This window comes from Allobosea sp. NPDC055353 (assembly GCF_053644975.1).
In genome coordinates, this window is the sequence record NZ_JBSHMC010000002.1 from 144443 (window position 1) to 166091 (window position 21649).

At 66.4% G+C, this 21649-nt stretch carries 22 protein-coding genes and 1 tRNA gene; 13 read left to right on the plus strand and 10 right to left on the minus strand.

What is annotated here, in order from left to right:
• Positions 1-3: 3 nt before the first annotated feature.
• Complete coding sequence (locus ACWIEX_RS13950; protein ID WP_454033638.1) at positions 4-1185, plus strand: FAD-dependent monooxygenase; 1182 nt, start codon at positions 4-6, stop codon at positions 1183-1185.
• A gap of 71 nt (positions 1186-1256) precedes the next feature.
• Positions 1257-1571, plus strand: coding sequence for a hypothetical protein (locus ACWIEX_RS13955; protein ID WP_454033639.1), 315 nt, complete (start codon positions 1257-1259; stop codon positions 1569-1571).
• A gap of 3 nt (positions 1572-1574) precedes the next feature.
• Here the strand turns inward: ACWIEX_RS13955 and chrA are convergent, their stop codons facing one another.
• The 3 genes from chrA to ACWIEX_RS13970 form a co-directional block, all read right to left on the minus strand.
• A complete protein-coding gene (chrA, locus tag ACWIEX_RS13960; protein WP_454033640.1) occupies positions 1575-2966 on the minus strand; it encodes a chromate efflux transporter in 1392 nt (463 codons plus the stop codon).
• On the minus strand, positions 2963-3796 hold the full coding sequence (locus tag ACWIEX_RS13965; RefSeq protein WP_454033641.1) for a chromate resistance protein ChrB domain-containing protein: 834 nt from the start codon (positions 3794-3796) through the stop codon (positions 2963-2965). Before ACWIEX_RS13965 ends, chrA begins: the two co-directional genes overlap by 4 nt.
• 131 nt (positions 3797-3927) lie before the next feature.
• Entirely contained in the window at positions 3928-5205 is a 1278-nt protein-coding gene (locus tag ACWIEX_RS13970; protein WP_454033642.1) for a hemolysin family protein, read from the minus strand.
• A 111-nt stretch (positions 5206-5316) separates the two neighbouring features.
• On the opposite strand from ACWIEX_RS13970, the gene ACWIEX_RS13975 reads away from it, so the two are divergent.
• The gene (locus tag ACWIEX_RS13975) at positions 5317-5964 is read left to right on the plus strand and encodes a DUF938 domain-containing protein (protein WP_454033643.1); all 648 of its coding nucleotides are present in this window, start codon (positions 5317-5319) and stop codon (positions 5962-5964) included.
• 45 nt (positions 5965-6009) lie between these two features.
• Here ACWIEX_RS13975 and ACWIEX_RS13980 read toward each other — a convergent pair.
• The 3 genes from ACWIEX_RS13980 to ACWIEX_RS13990 form a co-directional block, all read right to left on the minus strand.
• A tRNA-Leu gene (locus ACWIEX_RS13980) sits at positions 6010-6096 on the minus strand.
• 71 nt (positions 6097-6167) lie between these two features.
• Entirely contained in the window at positions 6168-6821 is a 654-nt protein-coding gene (locus ACWIEX_RS13985; RefSeq protein WP_454033644.1) for a DUF1190 domain-containing protein, read from the minus strand.
• Positions 6822-6871: 50 nt separating this feature from the next.
• Positions 6872-8437: an AMP-binding protein gene (locus tag ACWIEX_RS13990; RefSeq protein ID WP_454033645.1), complete on the minus strand. Its 1566-nt coding sequence runs from the start codon at positions 8435-8437 to the stop codon at positions 6872-6874.
• Positions 8438-8638: 201 nt separating this feature from the next.
• Here ACWIEX_RS13990 and ACWIEX_RS13995 point away from each other — a divergent pair, with 201 nt between their 5' ends.
• The 3 genes from ACWIEX_RS13995 (at position 8639) to ACWIEX_RS14005 (ending at position 10661) form a co-directional block, all read left to right on the plus strand.
• Entirely contained in the window at positions 8639-9214 is a 576-nt protein-coding gene (locus ACWIEX_RS13995) for a DUF2239 family protein (RefSeq protein WP_454033646.1), read from the plus strand.
• Positions 9211-9654: a DUF1330 domain-containing protein gene (locus ACWIEX_RS14000; RefSeq protein WP_454033647.1), complete on the plus strand. Its 444-nt coding sequence runs from the start codon at positions 9211-9213 to the stop codon at positions 9652-9654. Before ACWIEX_RS13995 ends, ACWIEX_RS14000 begins: the two co-directional genes overlap by 4 nt.
• 113 nt (positions 9655-9767) lie before the next feature.
• Positions 9768-10661: a DMT family transporter gene (locus ACWIEX_RS14005; RefSeq protein WP_454033648.1), complete on the plus strand. Its 894-nt coding sequence runs from the start codon at positions 9768-9770 to the stop codon at positions 10659-10661.
• Positions 10662-10678: 17 nt separating this feature from the next.
• Here the strand turns inward: ACWIEX_RS14005 and gpt are convergent, their stop codons facing one another.
• The 4 genes from gpt to ACWIEX_RS14025 all read right to left on the minus strand — a co-directional run bounded on the left by gpt (position 10679) and on the right by ACWIEX_RS14025 (position 15194).
• The gene (gene gpt, locus ACWIEX_RS14010; RefSeq protein ID WP_199092453.1) at positions 10679-11188 is read right to left on the minus strand and encodes a xanthine phosphoribosyltransferase; all 510 of its coding nucleotides are present in this window, start codon (positions 11186-11188) and stop codon (positions 10679-10681) included.
• 121 nt (positions 11189-11309) lie between these two features.
• A complete protein-coding gene (locus ACWIEX_RS14015; protein ID WP_454033649.1) occupies positions 11310-13112 on the minus strand; it encodes a methyl-accepting chemotaxis protein in 1803 nt (600 codons plus the stop codon).
• Between the two features lie 329 nt (positions 13113-13441).
• Positions 13442-14203, minus strand: coding sequence for a competence/damage-inducible protein A (locus ACWIEX_RS14020; protein WP_454033650.1), 762 nt, complete (start codon positions 14201-14203; stop codon positions 13442-13444).
• Positions 14204-14342: 139 nt separating this feature from the next.
• Positions 14343-15194, minus strand: coding sequence for an FkbM family methyltransferase (locus ACWIEX_RS14025; RefSeq protein ID WP_454033651.1), 852 nt, complete (start codon positions 15192-15194; stop codon positions 14343-14345).
• A gap of 117 nt (positions 15195-15311) precedes the next feature.
• On the opposite strand from ACWIEX_RS14025, the gene map reads away from it, so the two are divergent.
• The 7 genes from map (at position 15312) to ACWIEX_RS14060 (ending at position 21607) form a co-directional block, all read left to right on the plus strand.
• Positions 15312-16142, plus strand: a complete 831-nt coding sequence (gene map, locus ACWIEX_RS14030; protein WP_454033652.1) for a type I methionyl aminopeptidase — start codon at positions 15312-15314, stop codon at positions 16140-16142.
• 20 nt (positions 16143-16162) lie between these two features.
• Positions 16163-16912, plus strand: a complete 750-nt coding sequence (radC, locus tag ACWIEX_RS14035; RefSeq protein ID WP_454033653.1) for a RadC family protein — start codon at positions 16163-16165, stop codon at positions 16910-16912.
• Positions 16912-17280, plus strand: a complete 369-nt coding sequence (locus ACWIEX_RS14040; RefSeq protein WP_454033654.1) for a DUF488 domain-containing protein — start codon at positions 16912-16914, stop codon at positions 17278-17280. The genes radC and ACWIEX_RS14040 overlap by 1 nt, the downstream gene beginning before the upstream one ends.
• A 207-nt stretch (positions 17281-17487) precedes the next feature.
• Entirely contained in the window at positions 17488-18903 is a 1416-nt protein-coding gene (locus ACWIEX_RS14045) for a circularly permuted type 2 ATP-grasp protein (protein WP_454033655.1), read from the plus strand.
• A gap of 73 nt (positions 18904-18976) precedes the next feature.
• Positions 18977-19918, plus strand: coding sequence for an alpha-E domain-containing protein (locus ACWIEX_RS14050; protein ID WP_454033656.1), 942 nt, complete (start codon positions 18977-18979; stop codon positions 19916-19918).
• Between the two features lie 55 nt (positions 19919-19973).
• Positions 19974-20801: a transglutaminase family protein gene (locus ACWIEX_RS14055; protein ID WP_454033657.1), complete on the plus strand. Its 828-nt coding sequence runs from the start codon at positions 19974-19976 to the stop codon at positions 20799-20801.
• Between the two features lie 56 nt (positions 20802-20857).
• Positions 20858-21607: a proteasome-type protease gene (locus ACWIEX_RS14060; protein ID WP_454033658.1), complete on the plus strand. Its 750-nt coding sequence runs from the start codon at positions 20858-20860 to the stop codon at positions 21605-21607.
• The last annotated feature ends 42 nt before the right edge of the window (positions 21608-21649 follow it).

Consider the following 21649-nt stretch of genomic DNA (forward strand, 5'->3'; position numbering starts at 1 on the left):
CCCGTGTCCGCTCCTCATTTCGTCATCGCCGGCGCCGGCATCGGCGGCCTGACCATGGCCCTGTCGCTGGCGCGGCGCGGCATCGCAGCGACGGTCGTCGAGAAGCGCACCGGCTTCGGCGAGACTGGGGCCGGCCTGCAGCTCACCTCCAATTCCGGCCGCGTGCTCGATGCGCTCGACCTCGCCCTGCCGCTGAAGCGCGTCAGCGTCACCTCGCACGGGCTGATGATCCGGCGCTGGGCCGATGGCTCGCAGGTGCTGGAGATGCCCTCCAGCCCGGAGCGCATGCCGACGCCGTTCCGCATGATGAAGCGCAACGACCTCCACACCGTCCTGCTCGACGCCGCCCGCGCCATGCCGAACATCCGCTTGATGGTCGGCCGCAGCGTCGATGAGGTCAGCCAGACTGCCGAAGGCGTCACGGTCGGGCTCGCCGCGCGTGACGGGATCGGCGGGACGCTCTCAGCGCTTGGCCTGATCGGCGCCGACGGCCTGTGGTCGCGCGTGCGCGATCTCTCGGGCGACGCCTCGCCGCCGGTCTTCACCGGCTACGAGGCCTGGCGCGCGGTCGTGCCGGCCCGTGCTGGCGACAAGCCGCATGTGACGCTGCATATGGGCTCCGGCCGCCACGCGGTGCATTACCCCGTCGCCGGCGGCCGGGAGATCAACCTCGTCGTCGTCCGGCAGGCGAAGGAAGCCCGCGAGGGCTGGACCCGCGAGGGCGATCGCAATGTCGTCACCGAGCATCTCGCCGGCGCCTCACCGGCCCTGCGCGAGCTCACCGGCGCGGCGGAGGGATGGCAGGTCTGGTCGCTTTTCGACCGCAAGCCCGCCGCCATGGCCAGGGGGCGGATCGCGCTGATGGGCGATGCCGCCCACCCGGTCCTGCCCTTCCTTGCGCAGGGAGCGTCGCTCGCCATCGAGGATGCCGCCGTGCTCGCCCGCCTGCTCGCCGAGACCCTCAGTCGCGATGGCGCCCCCGGCGTGCCCGCAGCCTTCGCCGCCTATGCCGCTACCCGCGCCCGGCGTGTCGCTCGCGTGCAGGAGGAAAGTCGGGGCAATGGCCGCAACTACCATATGGGCTGGCCGCTCAGCATCGCCCGCGATTTCGCGCTGAAACGGCTCGGGCCGAACGGCCTGCGCAACCGCTATGGCTGGCTCTATGACTGGCAGGATGCGGCCTAAGCTTGCGGCCTGACCTCGTCAAAGCCGCATTCGCTTCCTATCTCTGTGCCGAGGGAAGGAACCGACATCATATGATCCGCGTCAATCTCTACGAACAGCTCAACGGCCGCGCCCGCGCCATGCCGCGCTGGCAGGCCTGGCTCGCCATGGCAGCAAGCCTGATCGTCGGCGTTGCGCTGTTCGTGCTGGCCGCGAGCCTCGCGCTCATCCTGATCCCGGTCGTGCTGGTCGTCGGCGCGATCGCGGTCTGGCGCCTCAAGGCCAAGCTGAAGGCGGCGGGCATTGACCCGGCCAATCCCTTCGCCAACCAGCCGCGCCAGCCGGACCGCGTCGAGGTCATCGACGCCGAATACCGCATCATCGACCCGGACGAGCCCCGGCGCTGAGGCTCAGAAGCCGCCCTTCAGGGTGATGCCGGCAACCGCGCAGATCGCCAGAACCGGCATCATCCCGAGCTTGAAGCGCAGCAATGCGATCGCGGCGCCGGCCGCCAGCAAGGCCGCGCGCCAGTCAAGCGACGTCAGGACCGGCATCTCGGGACTCATGCCGAGGAAGGACAGGCTGTAGACCTCGCGGAAGAGGACATGCAGCCCGAACCAGAGCGCGAGATTGGCGATGACGCCGACCACCGCGGCCGTGATCGCCCCGAGCGCAGCCGAGATCGCCCGGTTGCCACGCAACGCCTCGACATAGGGCGCGCCCAGGAAAATCCAGAGAAAGCAGGGTGCGAAGGTCACCCAGACCGTGAGCAGCGCTCCTAACCCGCCGGCGACGAGCGGCGGCAGGCTGCCCGGAGCCCGGAACGCCGCGAGGAAGCCGACGAACTCGAGCACGAGGATGAGCGGCCCCGGCGTCGTCTCGGCGAGGCCGAGCCCGTCGAGCATTTCACCGGGCGCGAGCCAGCCGAAACCGTCGACCGCCGCTTGCGCGACATAGGCCAGCGCCGCATAGGCGCCGCCGAAGGTCACCACCGCCATCGCGCTGAAGAAGCTGCCGACCTGCGTCCAGACGCTGGCCGAGCCGGCGACCAGCCAGAACAGCGCCACGGGGCCGAGCCAGAGCGGCAGCCAGGCGGCGAGCACGCGGGCCGCCCGCCCGGCTGAGGGCCTGACATGGTCGAGCTCTCCGCGCGCAAGCAGAGCGTCGAGCAGCCCCTCGCCAGCGCCATCGGCAACTGCGCCCGCACCGGCCTTGCCAAACCAGCCGGGCCGGATGCGGTTGCCGATCCAACCGGAAAGCCCCGCCAGCAGGACGATCAGCGGGAACGGCAGCTTGAACAGGAAAATGCCAGCAAAGGCTGCGATCGCAACGCCCACCATCGCGCCGGTCTTGAGCGCACGGCGGCTGATCCTCAGACCCGCCTCGATGACGATGGCCAGCACCGCCGCCTTCACGCCGAAGAAGACCCCGTCGATCACCGGGACGTGGCGCCAGGTGACATAGAGGATGCTCAGGCCGAGCATCACCAGCGCGCCGGGCAGGATGAACAGGAGGCCCGCGATCAGACCGCCGATCGTCCTATGCATCAGCCAGCCGATATAGACGGCGAGCTGTTGCGCCTCCGGGCCCGGCAGGAGCATGCAGTAGTTCAGCGCGTGCAGAAAACGCTCCTCGCCGATCCAGCGCCGTTCCTCGACCAGCTCCTTGTGCATCAGCGCGATCTGGCCGGCCGGCCCACCAAAGGACAGAAAGCCGATCCGCGCCCAGATACGGGTCGCCTCGCCAAGCGTCGGCAGGCGGTCCGCTGGCTGCACCGTCATGTCCGTGTCCGCGACGCTCATCGCCTCGCCTCCCCAGCCGGCTTAGGCACGGGCCAGTTATGGGTTTCCTCGGCAGCGTCGCGGCACCAGCGATAGAAGGCGTCGTAGAGCAGCATGCCGGCCTCGAGCTGTTCGAGATCGTGCTTGTACATGCGCGACAGCCCGAGCGACGCGGCGAGCAGGCCGGCCGCCTGCGGCTCGGCCTCCAGCGTCGCCGTATCGGCCGCCCGCACGATCCGCGCCAATCGGTCGAGCGCGGACGACGCCAGCCGGAATTCCGCGATCATCGTATCGAAGGTGCAAAGCGGCCCGCGATGGCTCCAGAACACGCCGTCGATGTCGAAAGGCGTGGCGCCGAAGCGATCGGCCACCGCCTCGACCTCGGAGGCCGCAACGAAGAGGAACACGGCGCGCCGGTCTATGAAGCGGCGGATCAGCCAGGGACAGGCAATGCGGTCGACTTTCGGCCGCGCCCGCGTCACCCAGACGCTGCCGCCGGATACCCCTGGCGAAGGCAAACGTTCCGGCGAAAAGGTCAACCCACCAGCCTGTCGCCAGGCCTGATGACCGCCTTCAAGAGTTTCCGCGGTAATGCCGAGATGTCGCAGCCAGGCGGCGGCACCTTCGCTGAGCTTGAGGCCGCGATGGCAGACGACCACCACGCGCCGCTGCCCAGCGAATTCAGCGCCCCATTCGGAAACGGCGCGATAGTCGCGGCGAACCGAACCCGGCAGGAAGACGGGATCGGCGGCGACATCCTCATCGATGCGGACATCGATGATGGCTGGCGCATCGGGAAGGCCGACCAGCCGTGACAGCTGGGCGACCGTGATCTGTTCGTTGGAAGACATGGCTTGCGTCCATCCTGAGCGAGGAAGTTGGACGCGAACATTGGGCCGAAGCCTCACGGGGTCGTCGCGATGCACCCCTTGGCGACGACTAGACCACGTGGGCTCCGCCGGCGTCAACGCCGGCGGCCATCTCACTCGATCCGCGTGACCAGGATCTTGTCGATGCGGCGGCCGTCGAGATCGACGACCTCGAAGCGCCAATGGCCCTTGTCGAAGCTCTCGCCGACATTCGGCAGATGGTTCATCTCGGCCAGGATGAAGCCGGCGACCGTCTGGAAATCGGCATCGCGCGGGATCGGAATGCCCAGCTCATGCGAGAATTCGTCGACCTGCATCCAGCCGGCGACGAGATAGGAACCGTCGGCGCGCGTCACGATCGCCGGCTCGCCCTCTTCCTCCTCCTGGAAGGCACCGATGATCGCCTCCAGCACATCGCCCGGCGTGATGATGCCCTCGAAATGGCCGTACTCGTCGAAGACCAGCGCCATATGGACGCGGCTGGAGCGGATCTCGCGCAGGACATGCAGCGAATCGGCCGTGTCCATCACGATCGGGGCTTCCTGCACCAGCGTGCGCAGATTCTGCATGTCGCCCGCCTGAAGGAATTCGATCAGGTCCTTGACCACGACCACGCCAACGATCGAATCCGCCTCGCCATCCTGCACCGGCAGGCGCGAGCGACGCGTCGCGCGCAATTGCTCGCGGATTTCCTCGGCGCTGTCCTCGAGATCGATGACCTCGACCTCGCGGCGCGGCGTCATCAGCGCGCGGGCCGAACGGTCGGCGAGGCGCATCACGCCCGCGATCATCTCGCGTTCGTCGCGCTCCAGCACGCCGGCTGTCTCCGCCTCGGCGATGATGGTGCGGACCTCCTCCTCGGTGACCCTCTCTTCCGACTCGCCCTTCTGGCCGAGCAGGCGCAGCACCGCCTTGCCGGAGATGTCGAGCAGGAACACCAGCGGCGCGCCGATCTTCGAGAGCAGCGACATCGCCGGCGCAACCCGCGCCGCCACCCGCTCGGGGTCGCGCAACGCGATCTGCTTCGGCACGAGCTCGCCGAGGATCAGCGAGAGATAGGTGATCGCGACGACGACGAGGCCGACGCCGAGCGTGTCCGAAACCGATGGCGAGAAGCCGTGCGTGCCCAGCCATTCCGACAGGCGCGCGCCAAGCGTCGCACCGGAAAAGGCGCCCGAAAGCACGCCGACGAGCGTAATACCGATCTGGACTGTGGAGAGAAAGCGGCCGGGGTCTTCCGCCAGGCGCATCGCGGTTGCGGCGCCCTTGTTGCCCTGATCGCTGAGAACCTTGAGGCGCGCCGTGCGTGACGAAACCACGGCGAGTTCCGACATGGCGAGGAGACCATTGACGATCGTCAGCGCCACGACGATCAGGATTTCGGTTAACAAAACCAGCCTGCTTGCTGCGAGGCCACGACATCTGGCGGCCCGCTTCCTGCCTCCTTATAGCGGATCATCGCCCCAACGCGATGGGCCGGACGAAAGATTCGTGAGCGGATGATGAGCAAGCCCAGCTTCTGGCAGCCGAACGCCGATACACAAACCGGCACCGATCCCCGCTTGCGGGCACCTTCAGCCCAGCGCAACCGCGACGCGATCCTCGCCGTCCTCAAGGAAGTGCTCCCGCCATCCGGGCGTGTGCTGGAAATCGCCTCCGGCTCCGGCGAGCATGCCGTGCATTTCGCCGGCGCCCTGCCCGGCCTGACCTTCCAGCCGAGCGACCCTTCTGCGGACGCGGTGGCGAGCATCGCGGCCTGGACCCGGGAATCGGGCCTCGGCAACATTCTTCCGCCGGTCGTCGTCGACGCGACCGCGCTGCATTGGCCGGTCGAATCCACTGATGCGATCCTCTGCATCAACATGATCCACATCGCGCCCTGGGCCGCGGCGGAGGGGCTGTTCCGGCAGGCGGGGCGCCTCTTGAAGCGGGGCCAGCCGCTCTATCTCTACGGCCCCTATCGCCGGCCGGGCCGGCCGCTCGAACCGGGCAACGCCGTCTTCGACGAGAGCCTGCGCGGGCGCGATCCGGCCTGGGGCCTGCGCGATCTCGATGCCGTCGCAGCGCTCGGCACAAGTAACGGCTTCGGCGCGCCGGAGGTCATCGAGATGCCCGCCAACAATCTGAGCGTGATCTTCAGGAAGAGATGACCGCCGATGGCGCGATCGCGCATCCCGGAATCACCGCGAGGCGAATGGTGCGGACGGCGGGACTCGAACCCGCAAGCCTTTGAAGGCGCAAGATTTTAAGTCTCGTGCGTCTACCAGTTTCGCCACGTCCGCAGCGGGCACAGCGATAGCGGGCAGCGTCAGCCGGCGCAAGCCTCGGCGATCGCGCTCCGGCCGCGCAGCGCTCAATGCGGGCGGGCGGGCTTGTACCACTCGACCCCGTCGGGATCGACATAGAGCCCCGGCTTGACGTCAGACCCGATCGTCTTCTCTTCCATCGGGACGCGCACCGTGTCGTCACGGTCGCCGCGCTTGACATAGGGAGCAGCGCCCTGGCCGGAATGGCCATGCGCACCGCGCCCGACGCTGCTGGCCTGGCCGATGATGCCACGCCGGCCCGCGACCTTGTCCTGCAATTCCGTCACCGAGCGCCCGGCAAAGGCGACCTTGGCCGTGCCCTCGACCACCGGCAAGGCGCGGCGCGCGGCGCCCTCGCCGGTCACGCGCACGCCGATGAAGCGCGGCACATAGCTCGCCCCGCCCTTGCCGAAGGATTCCCAGCCGCCGGCCGAGATCATCTGGGCGCCGCAGCGCTTGTGGTTGCGCTCGCAGGCTGCGCGCGAGCCATAACGCGGCGCCGCCTGCTCGAATTCGGCGCGGGCGTTGCGATAGGCGAACTCGCACTGCTCCGCAGTCAGCCGGCCCGCCTCGACGCATTCGTCGCGGCGCACATAGAATGAGGCCTGCGCCTGTGCCGAAAGGTCGGACGGCCCCGTCAGCGACAGGACAGGGGCAAGAGTAGCGACACGCAGCAGCGCCAGGGCGGAACCCGGAATCATCATCCGGCGTAATAGAATTACAATTGTGGCCATACGGCAGCGAGGCGGTCTCACAGCAGAGCCCGCCGCGACGCCGCGAGCTCCCGCGTCGAGCCGTAGTCGATCTTGCCGTTGCCCAGCACGGGGATGGCCTGCGTCACCAGGATCGCGCGCGGCACCCACAGTTCCGGGAAGCCTTGCGCCTTCGCAGCCTCCTGCAAGGCAGCCCGATCGGCATGCGGCGTCTCGGTGACGAGCACGAGCTGCTCGCCCTTGCGCGCATCGGGCAGCGCGACGACGACATGGTTCTGGTCCGGCCAGACCTTGGCGACCATGGTCTCGACCGCCGCGAGCGAGACCATTTCGCCGCCGAGCTTGGCGAAGCGCTTGGCCCGGCCGCGGATCGCGACGAAACCGTCCTCGATCACGACGATGTCGCCGGTATCGTGCCAGCCGCCTTCCGGCGGGATGATGCGGCCGGGCTGCTCGGGATCGAGATAGCCGGCCATGACGTTCGGCCCGCGCACGGTGAGCCGCCCGCCCTCATGGATACCCTCGACCGGCTCCAGCTTCGCCTCGATGCCGGGCAGGAGCTTGCCGACGGTGCCCTCCCGCATCGCAGCCGGCGTGTTGACGGCCAGGACCGGCGAGCATTCGGTGCAGCCATAGCCCTCGAGGATGGTGGTGCCGTAGGGCTCCCACATCCGCTTGGTCTCGGCCTTCACGCGCTCGGCCCCGGCCACGACATAACGCACGCTGCCGAGATCGCCCTTCTCCGCAGCGCGGGCGTATCCTTGCAGGAAGGTGTCGGTGGCGAGCAGGAAGGTCGCCTTCATGTCGCCGATCAGCTTCGGGATCTGCTTGTAGTGCAGCGGGCTCGGATAGAGCACGACCTTCATGCCGTGCAGCAGCGGCACCATCAGCCCGGCCGTCAGCCCGAAGGAATGGAAGGCCGGCAGCGGGTTCATGAAGACGTCCTGCTCGGAGATCGCGCCGGCCGCATGGGCGAAGACCTGCCTTGCATTCGAGACGATATTGGCATGGCTCAGCGCCACGCCCTTCGGCTTGCCCTCGGTGCCGGAGGTGAACAGGACAACCGCGATATCATCGGGCTGCGCTTCATGGGCGCCATGGACGAGCCCCGGCGCCAGACTCTGCAAGGCGCCGAGTGCCTTGTCGAAGCTGGTGATCTCCCGGCGGACATCTTCGAGATAGACGACGCGCCGCCCCTCGCCGAGCGCCGCGATCTCGTCGTCGAGCTTGCCCTGGTCGATGAAGCGGCGCGAGGTGACGATGGTCTTGAGCTCAGCCAGTTCGGCAGCCGCGCGCAGGTTGCGGACGCCGGCCGTGAAGTTCAGCAGCGCCGGCACGCGGCCATAGGCGAAGAGCGAGAACAGCGTCACTGCCATGCCCTGCATGTTCGGCAAGAGCACACCGACATGCTCCTTCGGCGCCGTCAGCGCCGCAAGCTTGCGCCCCAGGACCAGCGCGCCGAGCACGAGCCGGCCATAGGTGATCGGCTGGCGCTCGGGGTCCTCCAGCGCGATGCGGCCCTTGCCATGGCGGGCGATGGTCTGAAGCAGGGCGCGGAAGATGGTGATCCGCGCGCCCGCGGCGTCGAAGCTGGTGGCGGCCATGCCCGGCGCGTCTCCCCGTCGGCGTTTCCTCTTTCGGTCAAACTAGTGGGATCGACCCAGGTTTCAAAGCCGATCCAATTCGACATGACGTCATGCCGAGGCGACGCAGTGGATCAGGCGATATTTTACCCGGATCATATTGCCAGGAGACATTCACCCGGATAATAAGCTCGCAATCAACGAACCTCAGGGTCGGAATCCATGCCCCACACTGCCTTTCATGACGCCACCCGCATCGCCGGTGGCCCGCTTGCCGCCATCGCCCTCGCGGTGAAAGCCGCCTTCACCGCCGATCCGGCCGCCGCAATCCTCGTCTTCGACGATGCGACCGGAAAGGTGGTCGATCTCGACCTGCGCGGCAGCGATGCCGAGATCGCGGCGCGCTATGCCCCTCGAACAGACGAAGCAACCGATACACCGCGCGGCAGAGGACGTCCGAAGCTTGGTGTCGTCGCCCGCGAGGTGACCTTGCTGCCGCGTCATTGGGACTGGCTCGCTTTGCAACCGGGCGGTGCCTCGCAAGCTCTCCGGCGGCTCGTCGACGATGCCCGCAAGAACGATGGCGGACGCAGCCAGGCGCGAATGGCGCAAGAACGCACCTATGCCTTCATTGCGACCATGGCGGGCGACCGCGAAGGTTTCGAGGAAGCCTCGCGCTCCCTCTTCGCCGGGGACGGCGACGGCTTTGCCGAACACAGCCGAAGCTGGCCCGCCGATATCCGAATCTATGCGCAGAAGCTCATCGCCGGTCACGCTCTGCCGGAACCGAAGCCGTGACCGCTTACCTCGTTCCAAGCTGGGAAGCCGGCCGCGATCTCTTCCGCCGCAACATCATTGGCGAGGTCGTGATGCTCAATCTCCTGCGCTTTCGCGACATCGCCGACTATGCGGTCACGCCCGAGCTGGCACCGGCGGAAGCGATCAGCGGAGCAGAAGCCTTCCACCGCTACATCAGCCATACCTTGCCCTATCTCGAGGCAAGCGGCGGTTCGCTGCTCTTCATTGGCGAAGGCGGGCCGTTCTTCATCGGTCCGGAAGCGGAACGCTGGGACCGCGCGATGCTGATCAGGCAGTCCTCCGTGGAGAACTTCATCGCCTTCGCCAGCCATGAGGGCTATCTCGCCGGCTACGGACACCGCCTGGCCGCCATCGCGGATTCCCGCTTGCTGCCGCTGGTCGGGATGCCCCTTCCTTCCAGCACGAAGCGTGCGGCATAGGTGCAACGCCGGGGCGGGCTGCACCCGGCGCCATTGCGGCCGTTCACGCACGCAGGCATAGCGGCGCCACGGAATCCCGCCGCCTGCACAGCCCCGCCGAAAGCCGCCCGTCCATGACCTCCCGCGCACAATGGCTCGGCATCCTCTGCGGCCTGCTGACCGCGCTGATCTGGGGCGTCCAGTCGGTCGTCTCGCGGCATGCCATGCTGATCGACCTGACCCCGGCCGATGTCACGATCCTGCGCTTCGTCTCGGCCGCAGCCGTGCTGCTGCCCTGGGCGCTCCGGCATATGCGGCCCTTCCCGGTCGGCTCGCTCGGCTGGCCGCGCGCCTGGGTGATGGCGTTGCTGATCGGCCCGCTCTACAGCCTGATCCTCGTCGGCGGCGCTCATTTTGCGCCAGCCCTGCACTCGTCGATCATCTCCCCCGGCCTGATCCCGGTCTTCACCGCGCTGCTGATCTTTCTCGTCACCGGCGAGCGCGCCGGGCGGGTGCGGCTCATCGGCCTCGGCATCATCGTGCTGGGCATCGGCATCTTCTCGCGCGATGCGCTTGCCATGGCACCGTCGCGGCCCGACGCCTGGATCGGTGACCTGCTTTTCGTGCTGATCGCCTTGCTGTGGTCGATCTTTGGTCTGCTCGCCCGCCGCTGGGGCGCCAGCTCGCTGGAGATCACCGCCGCCTCATGCATCCTCTCGGTGCCGCTGCTGGTGATCGTGGCGCTGGCGCTGCCAATCCATATGGCACGCGTGCCGTTCGCCGAACTCGTGCTGCAGGCGCTCTACCAGGGGGTTCTAGTCGGCGTCGTCGCGCTCTATCTCTATGCCCGCTCCGTCGCGACGCTGGGCGCGGCCAAGGCGACATTGTTCCTGCCGCTGGTGCCGGTGGCGACGGCGGCCGCCAGCGCCCTGCTGCTGGCCGAGACGCCCTCGCCTACCGAATTGGTCGGCATGGCGATCGTCGTCTCCGGCATGCTGATCGCGTTCCGCTCGCCCTCGACGGGCTGAGGCGAATACGCGGCGTTTCAGCCCTTGTGCCCCTTGGCGATCGGCTCGACATAGGAGAGCCCGAGATCCCAGGGGAAATAGATCCAGGTATCCTGACTGACCTCGGTGATGAAGGTGTCGACCGTCGGCACGCCGGCCGGCTTGGCGTAGACCGTGGCGAAATGCGCATTCGGCAGCATCTCGCGCACGACGCGTGCGGTCTTGCCGGTATCGGTGAGGTCGTCGACCACCAGCACGCCCTTGCCGGTGCCGTCGCCGATCGCCTTGATGTTCGGGGCGATGTCCTTGAGCACCTGGAGCTCGGTCTGGTTCTTGTAATCGTGATAGCTCGCGACGCAGACCGTCTCGATCATCCGCAGGCCGAGCTCGCGACAGATGATCGCCGCCGGCACCAGCCCGCCGCGGGTGATGCAGACCATCGCCTCGAACGGCCCCTTCTCTGCGAGGCGCCACGCGAGAGCGCGGGCATCGCGATGGAACTGATCCCAGGAAACCGGGAAAGCCTTGTTCGAGGACGGTTCGGCCATGGACAGCGCTCCGGACTTGGCCCGACGCGAAAGGCGCGGGTTTCCGACCGAAAAGCCTATCGGCGCGCGCCTGACAAGAGGCACGCGCCGAACATCCCCAATTCAGCGTCGACAAACCGTCTCAGAATTCCGCCCAGCCATCGGCCGTGCCGCCGCCAGCGACGCGCCGGCCGCGCATCACCGGCGGCGCAGCGCGTGCCGGCGCAGGAGGCGCGGAATGAACCAGTTGCGGCGTGAGCCGAGGCCGGTCGTCGCCGAGCTGGAAGGCCGAGACCATCGTGCTCAGCGCCGCGGTCTCCTGCTGGAGATCGCGGGCGACCTTGGCGCTCTGCTCCGCAAGGAGCGAGTTCTGCTGCGTGATCTCGTCCATATGCGCGACGGTGCGGGCCATCTCGTCGATGCCGTTGGCCTGCTCGGTCGTCGCCTGCGAGATCTCGCTGACCGTCGAGGCGACCTTGGAGGCAGCGCCGACGATCTCGCCGAGCGTCGTTCCGGCATCCTTGACCAGGCCGACACCGGCTTGAATCTGTTGCGTAGAATTCGCGATCAACGCCTTGACGCCATTGGCGGATTCGCTGCAGCGGGCAGCGAGCGCCCGCACCTCGGTCGCCACAACGGCGAAGCCGCGCCCGGCATCGCCGGCACGTGCCGCCTCGACCGCGGCGTTAAGCGCCAGCAGGTTCGTCTGGAAGGCGATCTCGTCGATCATCGAAATGATCTCCGAGATTCCAGACGAGGCCTGCTCGATCCGTTCCATCGCCGCCACCGCGTCGGTGACGATGGCGCCACCGCGCGCCGCGACCGCGCTCGCCTCGTTGCCGAGCTGGACCGCCATCCGGGAATTGCCGGCGCTGTGCTTGACCGACGCGGCAAGCTCCTCCGTCGTCGCCGCCGTCTCCTGCAGGCTCGCGGCGTTGGCTTCGGTCCGCTCCGCCAGTTGCTGGCTGTCGGAGGTGATCTTGAGGGACGCGCCATCGATACGGGCCGAGATGTCGCTGACCGTGCCGACCACCTCAGCCAGCGTATCGAGCAGGTCGTTGACGCCGGCGCAGAGCGTCGCGACCTCGCCGGTCTTGCCGTCGAGCGGCACGCGCCCGGTCAGGTCCTTGCCCTTGGCCCGGTCGATCACCGCGCTCGTCTCCTGCACGGCCGCTTCGAGCTGCTTGCCCTTGAAGGTGGCGGTGATGTCGGAGGCGAATTTGACGACCTTGTAAGGGCGGCCCTGCGCATCGAGGATCGGGTTGTAGCTCGCCTGGATCCAGATCTCCTTGCCGCCCTTGCCGATGCGGCGGTACTGACCGGCGTCGTATTCTCCGCGACCCAAACGCTCCCAGAAGGCGCGATAGCCTTGCGTCTCGCGCTCGGCCGGGTCGACGAACAGGCGGTGATGCTGCCCGACGATCTCGGGGAGCGAATAGCCGAGCACGCTCAGGAAATTCTCGTTTGCCGTCAGGATCTTGCCGGTGAGGTCGAATTCGATCACGGCTTGTGCCTTGTCGATCGCGGCGCGCTGCCCTTCGAGATCGGCGAGGCGGTTCTTCTGCTCGGTCACGTCGAAGGCGTATTTGATCACGCCGACCGGCTTGCCGCCCGCTCCCAGGATCGGGTTGTAGCTCGCCTGGATCCAGATTTCCTTGCCGTCCTTGCCGAGCCGCAGATACTGCCCGCGCGAGAACTCGCCGCGGCCGAGATCGGCCCAGAACTGCTTGTAGGCGGGGCTGCCCTTCTCCTCTGGCGTCACGAAGATACTGTGATGCTGGCCCTTCACCTCCGCCAGCGTGTAACCCACCGCCGACAGGAAATTCTCGTTGGCATCCAGGATCTTGCCGTCGAGGTCGAATTCGATGCGGGCCTGCGAGCGATTGATCGCATCCAGTTGCCCCGCAGTGTGCCGGGTCGAGAAAAGGCCGGAAAAGAGCGACATCTGATATCCCCCTCGGCGCGGCCCGCGGATCAGGCGTCTTTGTGGCCGGCGTCGTCGTGAAAGCCCTTAATCGGATACCTACGGCGCCTGGAGCGCGGCAGGGAAGGCCGAATGCTTTCCGGCCCTCCCAAATCTCGCCCAAAACTAGTTTATGATTGGTTTATTTCTAGAATTTAACTCAACCTATAGTAGAAAATTCTCGCGAAAACGATACGTCATATTTATAAAATACGGTCGAAAAGCGCACGAAGATTAGATTTAGGTTATTGAAGACACAAACGCTCCGTCAAGTTGTACAAAAAACGTAAAAATTGTAGAATAAACTTTCTTTAGAGCCGTTTCTGCTTCTCGGCAGCAACCATGGATTTCACAGCAGTCATCGCAGCGAGTAGTTTCTCCGGGTCGCGCGCTCTGACGACGATATTGGTATCGGGACCTGTTTCGGACCAGAACGGGTAGGAGCCGATCGAAGCCTCCGGATGCGCTTTCGCGATCTCGGCGAGAGGCCCCCCGATATCGCCTTCGCGCAGCCCGGCCTGCACCGTATCGGACAGCATTTTCGCCCCCGTCTGCAGGGTCGGGCCGATGACATCGAGCATGGCCCGCATGATCGCAGGCACGCCGGCCATCACGTAAACGTTACCGATGTGGAAGCCCGGCGCCTTCGATATCCCGTTGGCGACGAGTTCGGCCCCGGCGGGAATGCGCGCCATCCGCATCCGGGCCTCGTTGAGCTCCGCAGGCGAGAATCGCTCGGACAGCATCGCGACGGCGCGCGGGTCGTGGTCGATCGTCACGCCGAACGCGGTTGCGACAGCGTCCGCGGTGATGTCGTCATGCGTCGGCCCGATCCCACCGGTAGTGAAGACATAGGTATAGCGGCCACGCAGCGCGTTGAGCGCGGCGACGATCTCCTCGGAGACATCAGGCACGACGCGCACCTCGCGCAGGTCAACGCCGATATTGGTGAGATACTCGGCGATGTAGCCGATATTCTTGTCCTTGGTCCGCCCGGACAGGATCTCGTCGCCGATCACCAGGATTGCGGCCGTGACGATGGTGGCGGAGGAACTGGCTTCGTTCGCGGACATGCGGCGCTCCTGGCTTGCACCCAAGAGCTAGGCTTTCCGCGTGAAGCGCTCAAGCTCCTCTGCTGCAGAGCCGTTGCCGTCATTGCGAGGAACCAAGCGCAGCGAAGCAATGACGGCTTACGCCCTCGACGCGCTCCGCTCAGGCCGGCTTGCGCTCGAACACCAGGTTGAGCCGCGTCTGGGCGACGAGCCTGTAGCCGCTGCGCGCGAGCAGGCCGGCAAGATCGGTCTGCCAGCGCTGGCGCGAATCCTCGATGATGATGAAGCCCGGCCAGAGCGCTTGCGGCGCGTCGCGCAGGAAAGGTTCGAGAATCAGGTCTTCGGCGCCCTCGACATCGAGCTTGACCGCGTCGATGCGCTCGTAGCCCTCGCCCTCGACCAGCGAGAGCAGCGTCATCGCCGGAACCTTGACCGAGGTCCCGGCGCTCGAATTGAGGATGCGGACGCTCGACTCGCCGCGATTGGTCGAGTCGATGAAGAGCGTCAGCTCGCCCGGCTTGTCGGCCAGCGCGCAGGCCACCGCCTTGACCGTCCCGAACGGGTTCTGCGCGATGTTGAAGGCGAGCCGCGCGAAGATCTCGGGCTGCGGCTCGACCGCCAGGATGCGCGCGCCCCGCCCGGCCCGCGCCGCGACGAAGAGGGAGTAGGCGCCGATATTCGCGCCGATATCGATGAAGGTGAAGCCGTCGCGCAGCCGCGAGGCCAAGAGCTCGCGCTCGGTTGCATCGAAATATTGCGGGGTGAACAATACCCGCTTCTCGCAGACATTGCCGTCCGGATAGAGGCGCATCTTCGCCCCCAGCGACTCGATGTCGACAGGCGCGCCGTCAAGCGAGCGCAGACCGAGGCGCCGCAGCGCATAGGCCACCTTGCGCCCGAGGAAGCTGTCGGAGGCCGCCCGCGTCCGGGCGATGATGCGGGCGAGATAGGCTTTCGGAGCGAAGGTGCCGAAAGGCCGCTCTTCCGCCGGGTTCTGTTCGATGATGGCCATGCGCCCGCCTGATACACCTCGCCGCGCCCGCGCGCCAGTCACCCGCCTCTCGCGCTCGACCGGCTTGCGTGCGCCATTAAACGCAATAGATATGGGGCAAGGAGTTTTCCGCGCGCAATGACCTTCGAAGACACCATCGGCCGCTCGCGTTCGCGCGAGCCCGCCATCAAGATTCATGGCCCCGAAGCCTTCGCGGCCATGCACAAGGCCGGCCGGCTGACCGCCGCGGGGCTCGACATGCTCGGCTCCCACGTCAAGCCCGGCGCCACCACGCAGCGCCTCGACGAGCTCGCCTTCCAGTTCGCCATGGATAACGGCGCCTATCCGGCGACGCTGTTCTATCGCGGCTACACCAAGTCGATCTGCACCTCGATCAACCACGTCGTCTGCCACGGCATTCCCGACGACAAGCCGCTGCGCGAGGGCGATATCCTCAATATCGACTACACGCTGATCGTCGACGGCTGGCACGGCGATTCGAGCCGCATGTACGGCGTCGGCGAGATCTCGCGGAAGGCCGAGCGCCTGGTCGAGATCACCTATGAGAGCCTGCAGCGCGGCATCAAGGCCGTGCGCGCCGGCGCCACCACCGGCGATATCGGCTTCGCCATCCAGCGTTATGCGGAAAGCGAGCGCTGCTCGGTGGTGCGCGATTTCTGCGGCCACGGCATCGGCCAGCTCTTCCACGACGCACCGAACATCCTGCACTATGGCAGCCCCGGCGAGGGCGTGCTGCTGAAGCCCGGCATGGTCTTCACCATCGAGCCGATGATCAATCTCGGCAAGTCGGGCGTGAAGGTTCTCTCCGACGGCTGGACCGCCGTGACCCGCGACCGGTCGCTCTCGGCCCAGTTCGAGCATCAGATCGGCGTGACCGAGCAGGGCTGTGAGATCTTCACGCTCTCGCCCGGCGGCCTCGACAATCCGCTCGCCGCTAAGAGCTCCTAACAAAACCCGGAGGGGTCTCGATGAGCGTCGGCATCGGCAAGGGGGCAGGTAAGGGACCGCGAAAGGCGCCCTCGCCAGCTACCTCTTCCGACGCCGGCACGCCGCATTATCGCGGCCATCGCGAACGCCTGCGCACGCGTTTCGAGGAATCCGGCGCGGAAACCCTGCCGGATTACGAGTTGCTGGAGCTGCTGCTTTTCCGCTCGATCCCGCAGCGTGACGTCAAGCCGCTCGCCAAGGAATTGATCCAGCGTTTCGGTTCCTTCGCGGAAGTCCTCGGCGCCCCGGCCTCGCGCCTGACCGAAGTGAAGGGCGTCGGCGAAGGCGTCGCGCTCGACCTCAAGATCGTCGAAGCCGCCCTGAAGCGCATGGCCAAGGGTGCCGTCGGCAAGCGGCCGGTGCTCTCTTCCTGGTCCTCGGTTCTCGACTATTGCCGGATGGCGATGGCCTTCGCCGAGCGCGAGCAGTTCCGCATCCTCTTCCTCGACAAGAAGAACATGCTGATCGCCGACGAGGTCCAGCAGACCGGCACGGTCGACCACACGCCGGTCTATCCGCGCGAGGTGATGCGCCGCGCGCTCGAACTCTCCGCCTCGGCGATCATCCTCGTGCACAACCATCCCTCCGGCGACCCGACGCCTTCCGGCGCCGACATGCGCATGACGCGCGAGCTCGTCGACATCGCCAAGCCGCTGGGCGTCGCGATCCACGACCACATCATCGTCGGCCGTGACGGCCATGCCAGCTTCCGCAGTCTTGGGCTGATCTGATGACGAACCTCACGATCAAGCGCGTCTACGATCCCCCTGCCCCCGGCGACGGCAGGCGCATCCTCGTCGACCGGCTCTGGCCGCGCGGCGTCTCGAAGGACCGGATCGATCTCTGGCTCAAGGACCTCGCGCCCAGCGACGCGCTCCGCCACGAATTCCACGGCCATCCCGATCGCTGGGACGAATTCTGCGTCGCCTATGCGACCGAGCTCGGCAGTCCCTCGGCACAGGCCGCACTGGCGACCCTCGCCGCCGAGCGGAAGAAGGGCCCGGTCGTCCTGCTCTATGCGGCGAAGGACGAGAATCGGAACAATGCGCTGGCACTGCGCCTCTGGCTGGACGGCCGCACACTTTCGGTCCAAGAATAGTGCGGGCAGAGCCGCTGCGCCGGCCATGATGAAGGAACAGCCGTATCCAGCGGTCTGGCTCATCTTTGCCGAGGTCATCTAAACCAAACTGTACCTAATCAATACTGCCTACGAAAAAGGCAGATCAGATGAATCGCGAGGCTATTCTCCCTCTTCCCGAACGCCCGCGAATGCGCATAGGCTGGCTTCAACGGGGAAGAGGGCTGCATGGTCGCATTCGATGAAATGACCGGTTCGGGAGCCGAACTGAGGCCGGCCTACGAGGCTCTCGATCGCTGGCTGAAGGAAGCGCCGCCCGAGATGCTGGCGCTCAGGCGCAGCCAGGCGGAGCTGTTCTTCCGCCGCATCGGCATCACCTTCGCGGTCTATGGCGACGAGGAATCGACCGAGCGCCTGATCCCCTTCGACATCATCCCGCGCGTGCTGACCAAGCCGGAATGGACCAAGCTGGAAGCCGGCCTGCGCCAGCGCGTCACCGCCCTCAACATGTTCCTGGCCGATGTCTACGGCCCCAAGGAATGCCTGAAGGCCGGCATCATCCCGCCCGATCTGGTCTATCGCAACGCCTGCTATCAGCTCGAAATGGTCGATTTCAAGGTGCCGCACGGCATCTACTGCCACATCGCCGGCATCGATATAATCCGCGTCGACGCCGATACCTTCTATGTTCTTGAAGACAATGCCCGCACGCCCTCCGGCGTCTCCTACATGATGGAGAACCGCGAGGTGATGCTGCGGCTCTTCCCCGAGCTCTTCTCCACGCATCGCGTCGCCCCGGTCGACAACTACCCGGATCAGCTGCTCGCGACGCTGCGCTCGGTCGCGCCGCGCAGCGCCTCGTCGGACCCGACGATCTGCCTGCTGACCCCCGGCCAGTATAATTCGGCCTTCTACGAACACTCCTTCCTGGCCGACAAGCTCGGCGTCGAGCTGGTCGAGGGCTCGGACCTGCTGGTCAAGGACGACGTCGTCTACATGCGCACGACCCAGGGGCCGAAGCGCGTCGACGTGATCTACCGGCGCATCGACGACGACTTCATCGACCCGCTCGCCTTCCGCAGCGATTCCGTGCTCGGCGTGCCCGGCATCATCGGCGCCTACAAGGCCGGCAATGTCACGCTGGCGAACGCGGTCGGCACCGGCGTCGCCGACGACAAGGCGGTCTACAGCTACATGCCGGAGATCGTGAAGTTCTTCACCGGCGAGGAGCCGATCCTGAAGAACGTCCCGACCTTCCGCTGCCGCGAGCCCGAGGCCAATGCCTATGTGCTCGACAATCTCGACAAGCTCGTCGTCAAGGAGGTCAACGGCTCGGGCGGCTACGGCATGCTCGTCGGTCCGCACGCCAACAAGGCCCAGATCGAGACCTTCCGGCGCAAGCTCAAGGCCCAGCCCGAAGGCTTCATTGCCCAGCCGACGCTGGCGCTCTCGACCTGCCCGACCTTCGTCGCCTCGGGCGTCGCGCCACGCCATGTCGACCTGCGCCCCTATGTGCTCTCCGGCGCCAACGGCATCTCCTGCGTGCCCGGCGGCCTGACCCGCGTTGCGCTCAAGGAAGGTTCGCTCGTCGTCAATTCCAGCCAGGGCGGCGGCACCAAGGACACCTGGGTGCTCGACGCATGAGCATCCCCGCCGCGCCCTCCCCAGCCCTCCTCCCGAAACAGCCTGCCATCCCGCGGAAAGGCACACGCTGACCATGCTTTCGCGTACCGCAGACAGCCTCTACTGGGTTTCCCGCTATGTCGAACGGGCCGAATATCTCGCCCGCATCCTCGACGCCACGACGCGCCTGACCAACCTGCCGACGACCTATGGCGGTGCAGGCACGGAATGGCAGAGCGCGGTCCTCACCGCCGGCTGCGAGGAGGATTTCGCCAAGGCCTATGGCGAAGCAAACGAACGCAATGTCTGCGATTTCCTGACTTTCAGCCCGGACAACCCGTCCTCGATCCGCAATTGCCTCGCCCAGGCCCGCTCGAATGCGCGCGGCGTGCGCACGGCGCTGACCTCGGAAATGTGGGACGCACTCAACGGCGCCTGGCTGGAACTGCAGCGCTTCGAGAAGAAGCGCATGGACCGCGAGGAATTCGCCCGCTTTCTCGACTGGGTGAAGAACGTCTCGCTGGTTTTCGACGGCTCGGCCTACCGGACCATGCTGCGCGACGACGGCTACTGGTTCTCGCGCCTCGGTGTCTATCTCGAACGCGCCGACAACACCGCCCGCATCCTCGACGTGAAATACCACGTCCTGCTTCCGGCCGACGAGCAGGTCGGCGGCTCGCTCGACTATTTCCAGTGGACGACCGTGCTGCGCGAGGTTTCGGCGCTGACGGCCTATCACTGGGTCTATCGCGAGGCGGTGAAGCCGATCCTCGTCGCCGATCTCCTGGTGCTGAACCGCCGCATGCCGCGCTCGCTCGCAGCCTGCTACGAGAACATCTCGCGCTTCCTCGATGCGCTCGGCGATGCCTATGGCCGCCAGGGCCCGGCGCAACGCCAGGCGCGCAAGACGCTGGGCAGCCTCAGCAACACAAGGATAGACGACGTCTTCGAGCACGGCCTGCACGAGTTCATCGAGGAGTTCATCACCGAGAACAACCGCCTCGGCAACACCATCTTCGAGCAGTATCTGCAATGAACCGCTTGCCTGCGCTCTCGGCGCGACTGCCATAAACCCTGCCCCGGACTGAATCATGCGGATCAGGATTTCCCATACGATCGGCTACGAATATGCCGAGCCGGCGCGCCACATCACGCAGATCCTGCGGCTGACGCCGCGCGACCATGACGGCCAGCATGTCATGTCCTGGCGCATCGAGCCGAATGTCGACGGCCGGCTGCGCGCCTCGCAGGATGCCCATGGCAATATCGTGCACTCGTTCTACGCCGACGGGCCGATCTCCTCGCTCGCGATCCGCATCGACGGGCTGATCGAGACGATCGATCTCGCCGGCGCCGTCCGCGGCGGGCTGGAGCGCGTGCCTTGCGAGGTCTATTGCCGCGACACGCTCCTCACCGGACAGGACGAGGCGCTGCGCAGCTTCGCCGACGCGGTCACGGCGGGCGCCGGCACGCCGCTTTCCCAGATGCATGCCTTGATGAATGCCGTCGGCGACCGCATGGATTGCGTCGAGGCCAGCGGCCGCAGCGGGGTCGGCGCGGCCTCCGCCTTTGCGGCGCGCGAAGCGATCGCGCAGGACATCGCCCATGTCTTCATGGCCTGCGCCCGGCATCTCGGCCTGCCCGCCCGCTATGTCTCGGGCTATGTCGCGCAGTCCGAGAGCCTGCCCCATGGCAACGGCGCCCATGCCTGGGCCGAGGTCCATCTCGACGAGTATGGCTGGATCGGTTTCGACTGCGCCAATGCGCTCTGCCCGATCGACACGCATGTGCGTGTTGCGATAGGGCTCGACTACGCGGACGCCGCACCGGTTCGCGGGTCGCGCCAGGGCGGCGAAGGTGAGAGCCTCGACGTCCGCGTCAGCGCCCGCGAGGCCGAAGGCCGCTTCGCCAACCAGTAGCCGCCTCCTTTCTGGGGAGGCCGGGAACGCAGGGCCAGAAAGCAGGGATCGAACCCGTGACCTATTGCGCCGGAATCCTCGTGCAGGATGGCCTCGTCATGATCGCCGACACCCGTACCAATGCCGGGCTCGACGACATCTCGACCTTCCGCAAGCTCCATGTCTTCAACTGGCCGGGCGATCGCAATTTCGGCCTGATGACGGCCGGCAATCTCTCGATCACGCAATCGGTGGTGAGCTTCCTCCACGAAGGTCTGCTCAATCCCGAGAGCGGCGAGCTCGACACATTGCAGAACGCGAGCTCGATGTTCAGGGCCGCCCAGCTCGTCGGCCGCTGCATCCGCCATGTCCGCGACATCGACGGGCCCGCGCTGGAGGAGGCGAACGTCAAGTTCGAGATCGGCATGCTGTTCGGCGGCCAGATCAAGGGGCAGCCGATGCGCCTGTTCATGATCTACAGCGCCGGAAACTTCATCGAATGCGGAATCGACTCCCCGTTCCTGCAGATCGGCGAGCACAAATACGGCAAGCCGATCCTCGACCGTGCCGTCACCTACAAGACCCATCTCTATGATGCCTTGAAGGTCGGGCTGATCTCAATGGATTCGACCATGCGCTCGAATTTGGGCGTCGGACTGCCGATCGACCTCGTCGTCATCAGGCGCGACGCCGATGATTTCGAGCTCAACCGTCGGATCGAGGCAGGAGAGCCGTATTTCCACGACCTGCGCGAGCGCTGGTCGGCGGCGCTCCGGGCCGCCCATATGGCGATACCACGCCCGCCCTATGTCCCTCCGGGCGCTTGATCTCGCCCGGAAAGCCGTGCGGCAGGCAACGGGATGTCAATA

Excerpts from the sequence above, each read along its gene's own strand:
- ACWIEX_RS13955 (WP_454033639.1), top strand. The coding sequence starts at position 1,257 with ATGATCCGCGTCAATCTCTACGAACAGCTCAACGGCCGCGCCCGCGCC.
- chrA (WP_454033640.1), bottom strand. The coding sequence starts at position 2,966 with ATGAGCGTCGCGGACACGGACATGACGGTGCAGCCAGCGGACCGCCTG.
- ACWIEX_RS13965 (WP_454033641.1), bottom strand. The coding sequence starts at position 3,796 with ATGTCTTCCAACGAACAGATCACGGTCGCCCAGCTGTCACGGCTGGTC.
- ACWIEX_RS13975 (WP_454033643.1), top strand. The coding sequence starts at position 5,317 with ATGAGCAAGCCCAGCTTCTGGCAGCCGAACGCCGATACACAAACCGGC.
- ACWIEX_RS13985 (WP_454033644.1), bottom strand. The coding sequence starts at position 6,821 with ATGATTCCGGGTTCCGCCCTGGCGCTGCTGCGTGTCGCTACTCTTGCC.
- ACWIEX_RS13990 (WP_454033645.1), bottom strand. The coding sequence starts at position 8,437 with ATGGCCGCCACCAGCTTCGACGCCGCGGGCGCGCGGATCACCATCTTC.
- ACWIEX_RS13995 (WP_454033646.1), top strand. The coding sequence starts at position 8,639 with ATGCCCCACACTGCCTTTCATGACGCCACCCGCATCGCCGGTGGCCCG.
- ACWIEX_RS14005 (WP_454033648.1), top strand. The coding sequence starts at position 9,768 with ATGACCTCCCGCGCACAATGGCTCGGCATCCTCTGCGGCCTGCTGACC.
- gpt (WP_199092453.1), bottom strand. The coding sequence starts at position 11,188 with ATGGCCGAACCGTCCTCGAACAAGGCTTTCCCGGTTTCCTGGGATCAG.
- ACWIEX_RS14015 (WP_454033649.1), bottom strand. The coding sequence starts at position 13,112 with ATGTCGCTCTTTTCCGGCCTTTTCTCGACCCGGCACACTGCGGGGCAA.
- ACWIEX_RS14020 (WP_454033650.1), bottom strand. The coding sequence starts at position 14,203 with ATGTCCGCGAACGAAGCCAGTTCCTCCGCCACCATCGTCACGGCCGCA.
- ACWIEX_RS14025 (WP_454033651.1), bottom strand. The coding sequence starts at position 15,194 with ATGGCCATCATCGAACAGAACCCGGCGGAAGAGCGGCCTTTCGGCACC.
- map (WP_454033652.1), top strand. The coding sequence starts at position 15,312 with ATGACCTTCGAAGACACCATCGGCCGCTCGCGTTCGCGCGAGCCCGCC.
- radC (WP_454033653.1), top strand. The coding sequence starts at position 16,163 with ATGAGCGTCGGCATCGGCAAGGGGGCAGGTAAGGGACCGCGAAAGGCG.
- ACWIEX_RS14040 (WP_454033654.1), top strand. The coding sequence starts at position 16,912 with ATGACGAACCTCACGATCAAGCGCGTCTACGATCCCCCTGCCCCCGGC.
- ACWIEX_RS14045 (WP_454033655.1), top strand. The coding sequence starts at position 17,488 with ATGGTCGCATTCGATGAAATGACCGGTTCGGGAGCCGAACTGAGGCCG.
- ACWIEX_RS14050 (WP_454033656.1), top strand. The coding sequence starts at position 18,977 with ATGCTTTCGCGTACCGCAGACAGCCTCTACTGGGTTTCCCGCTATGTC.
- ACWIEX_RS14055 (WP_454033657.1), top strand. The coding sequence starts at position 19,974 with ATGCGGATCAGGATTTCCCATACGATCGGCTACGAATATGCCGAGCCG.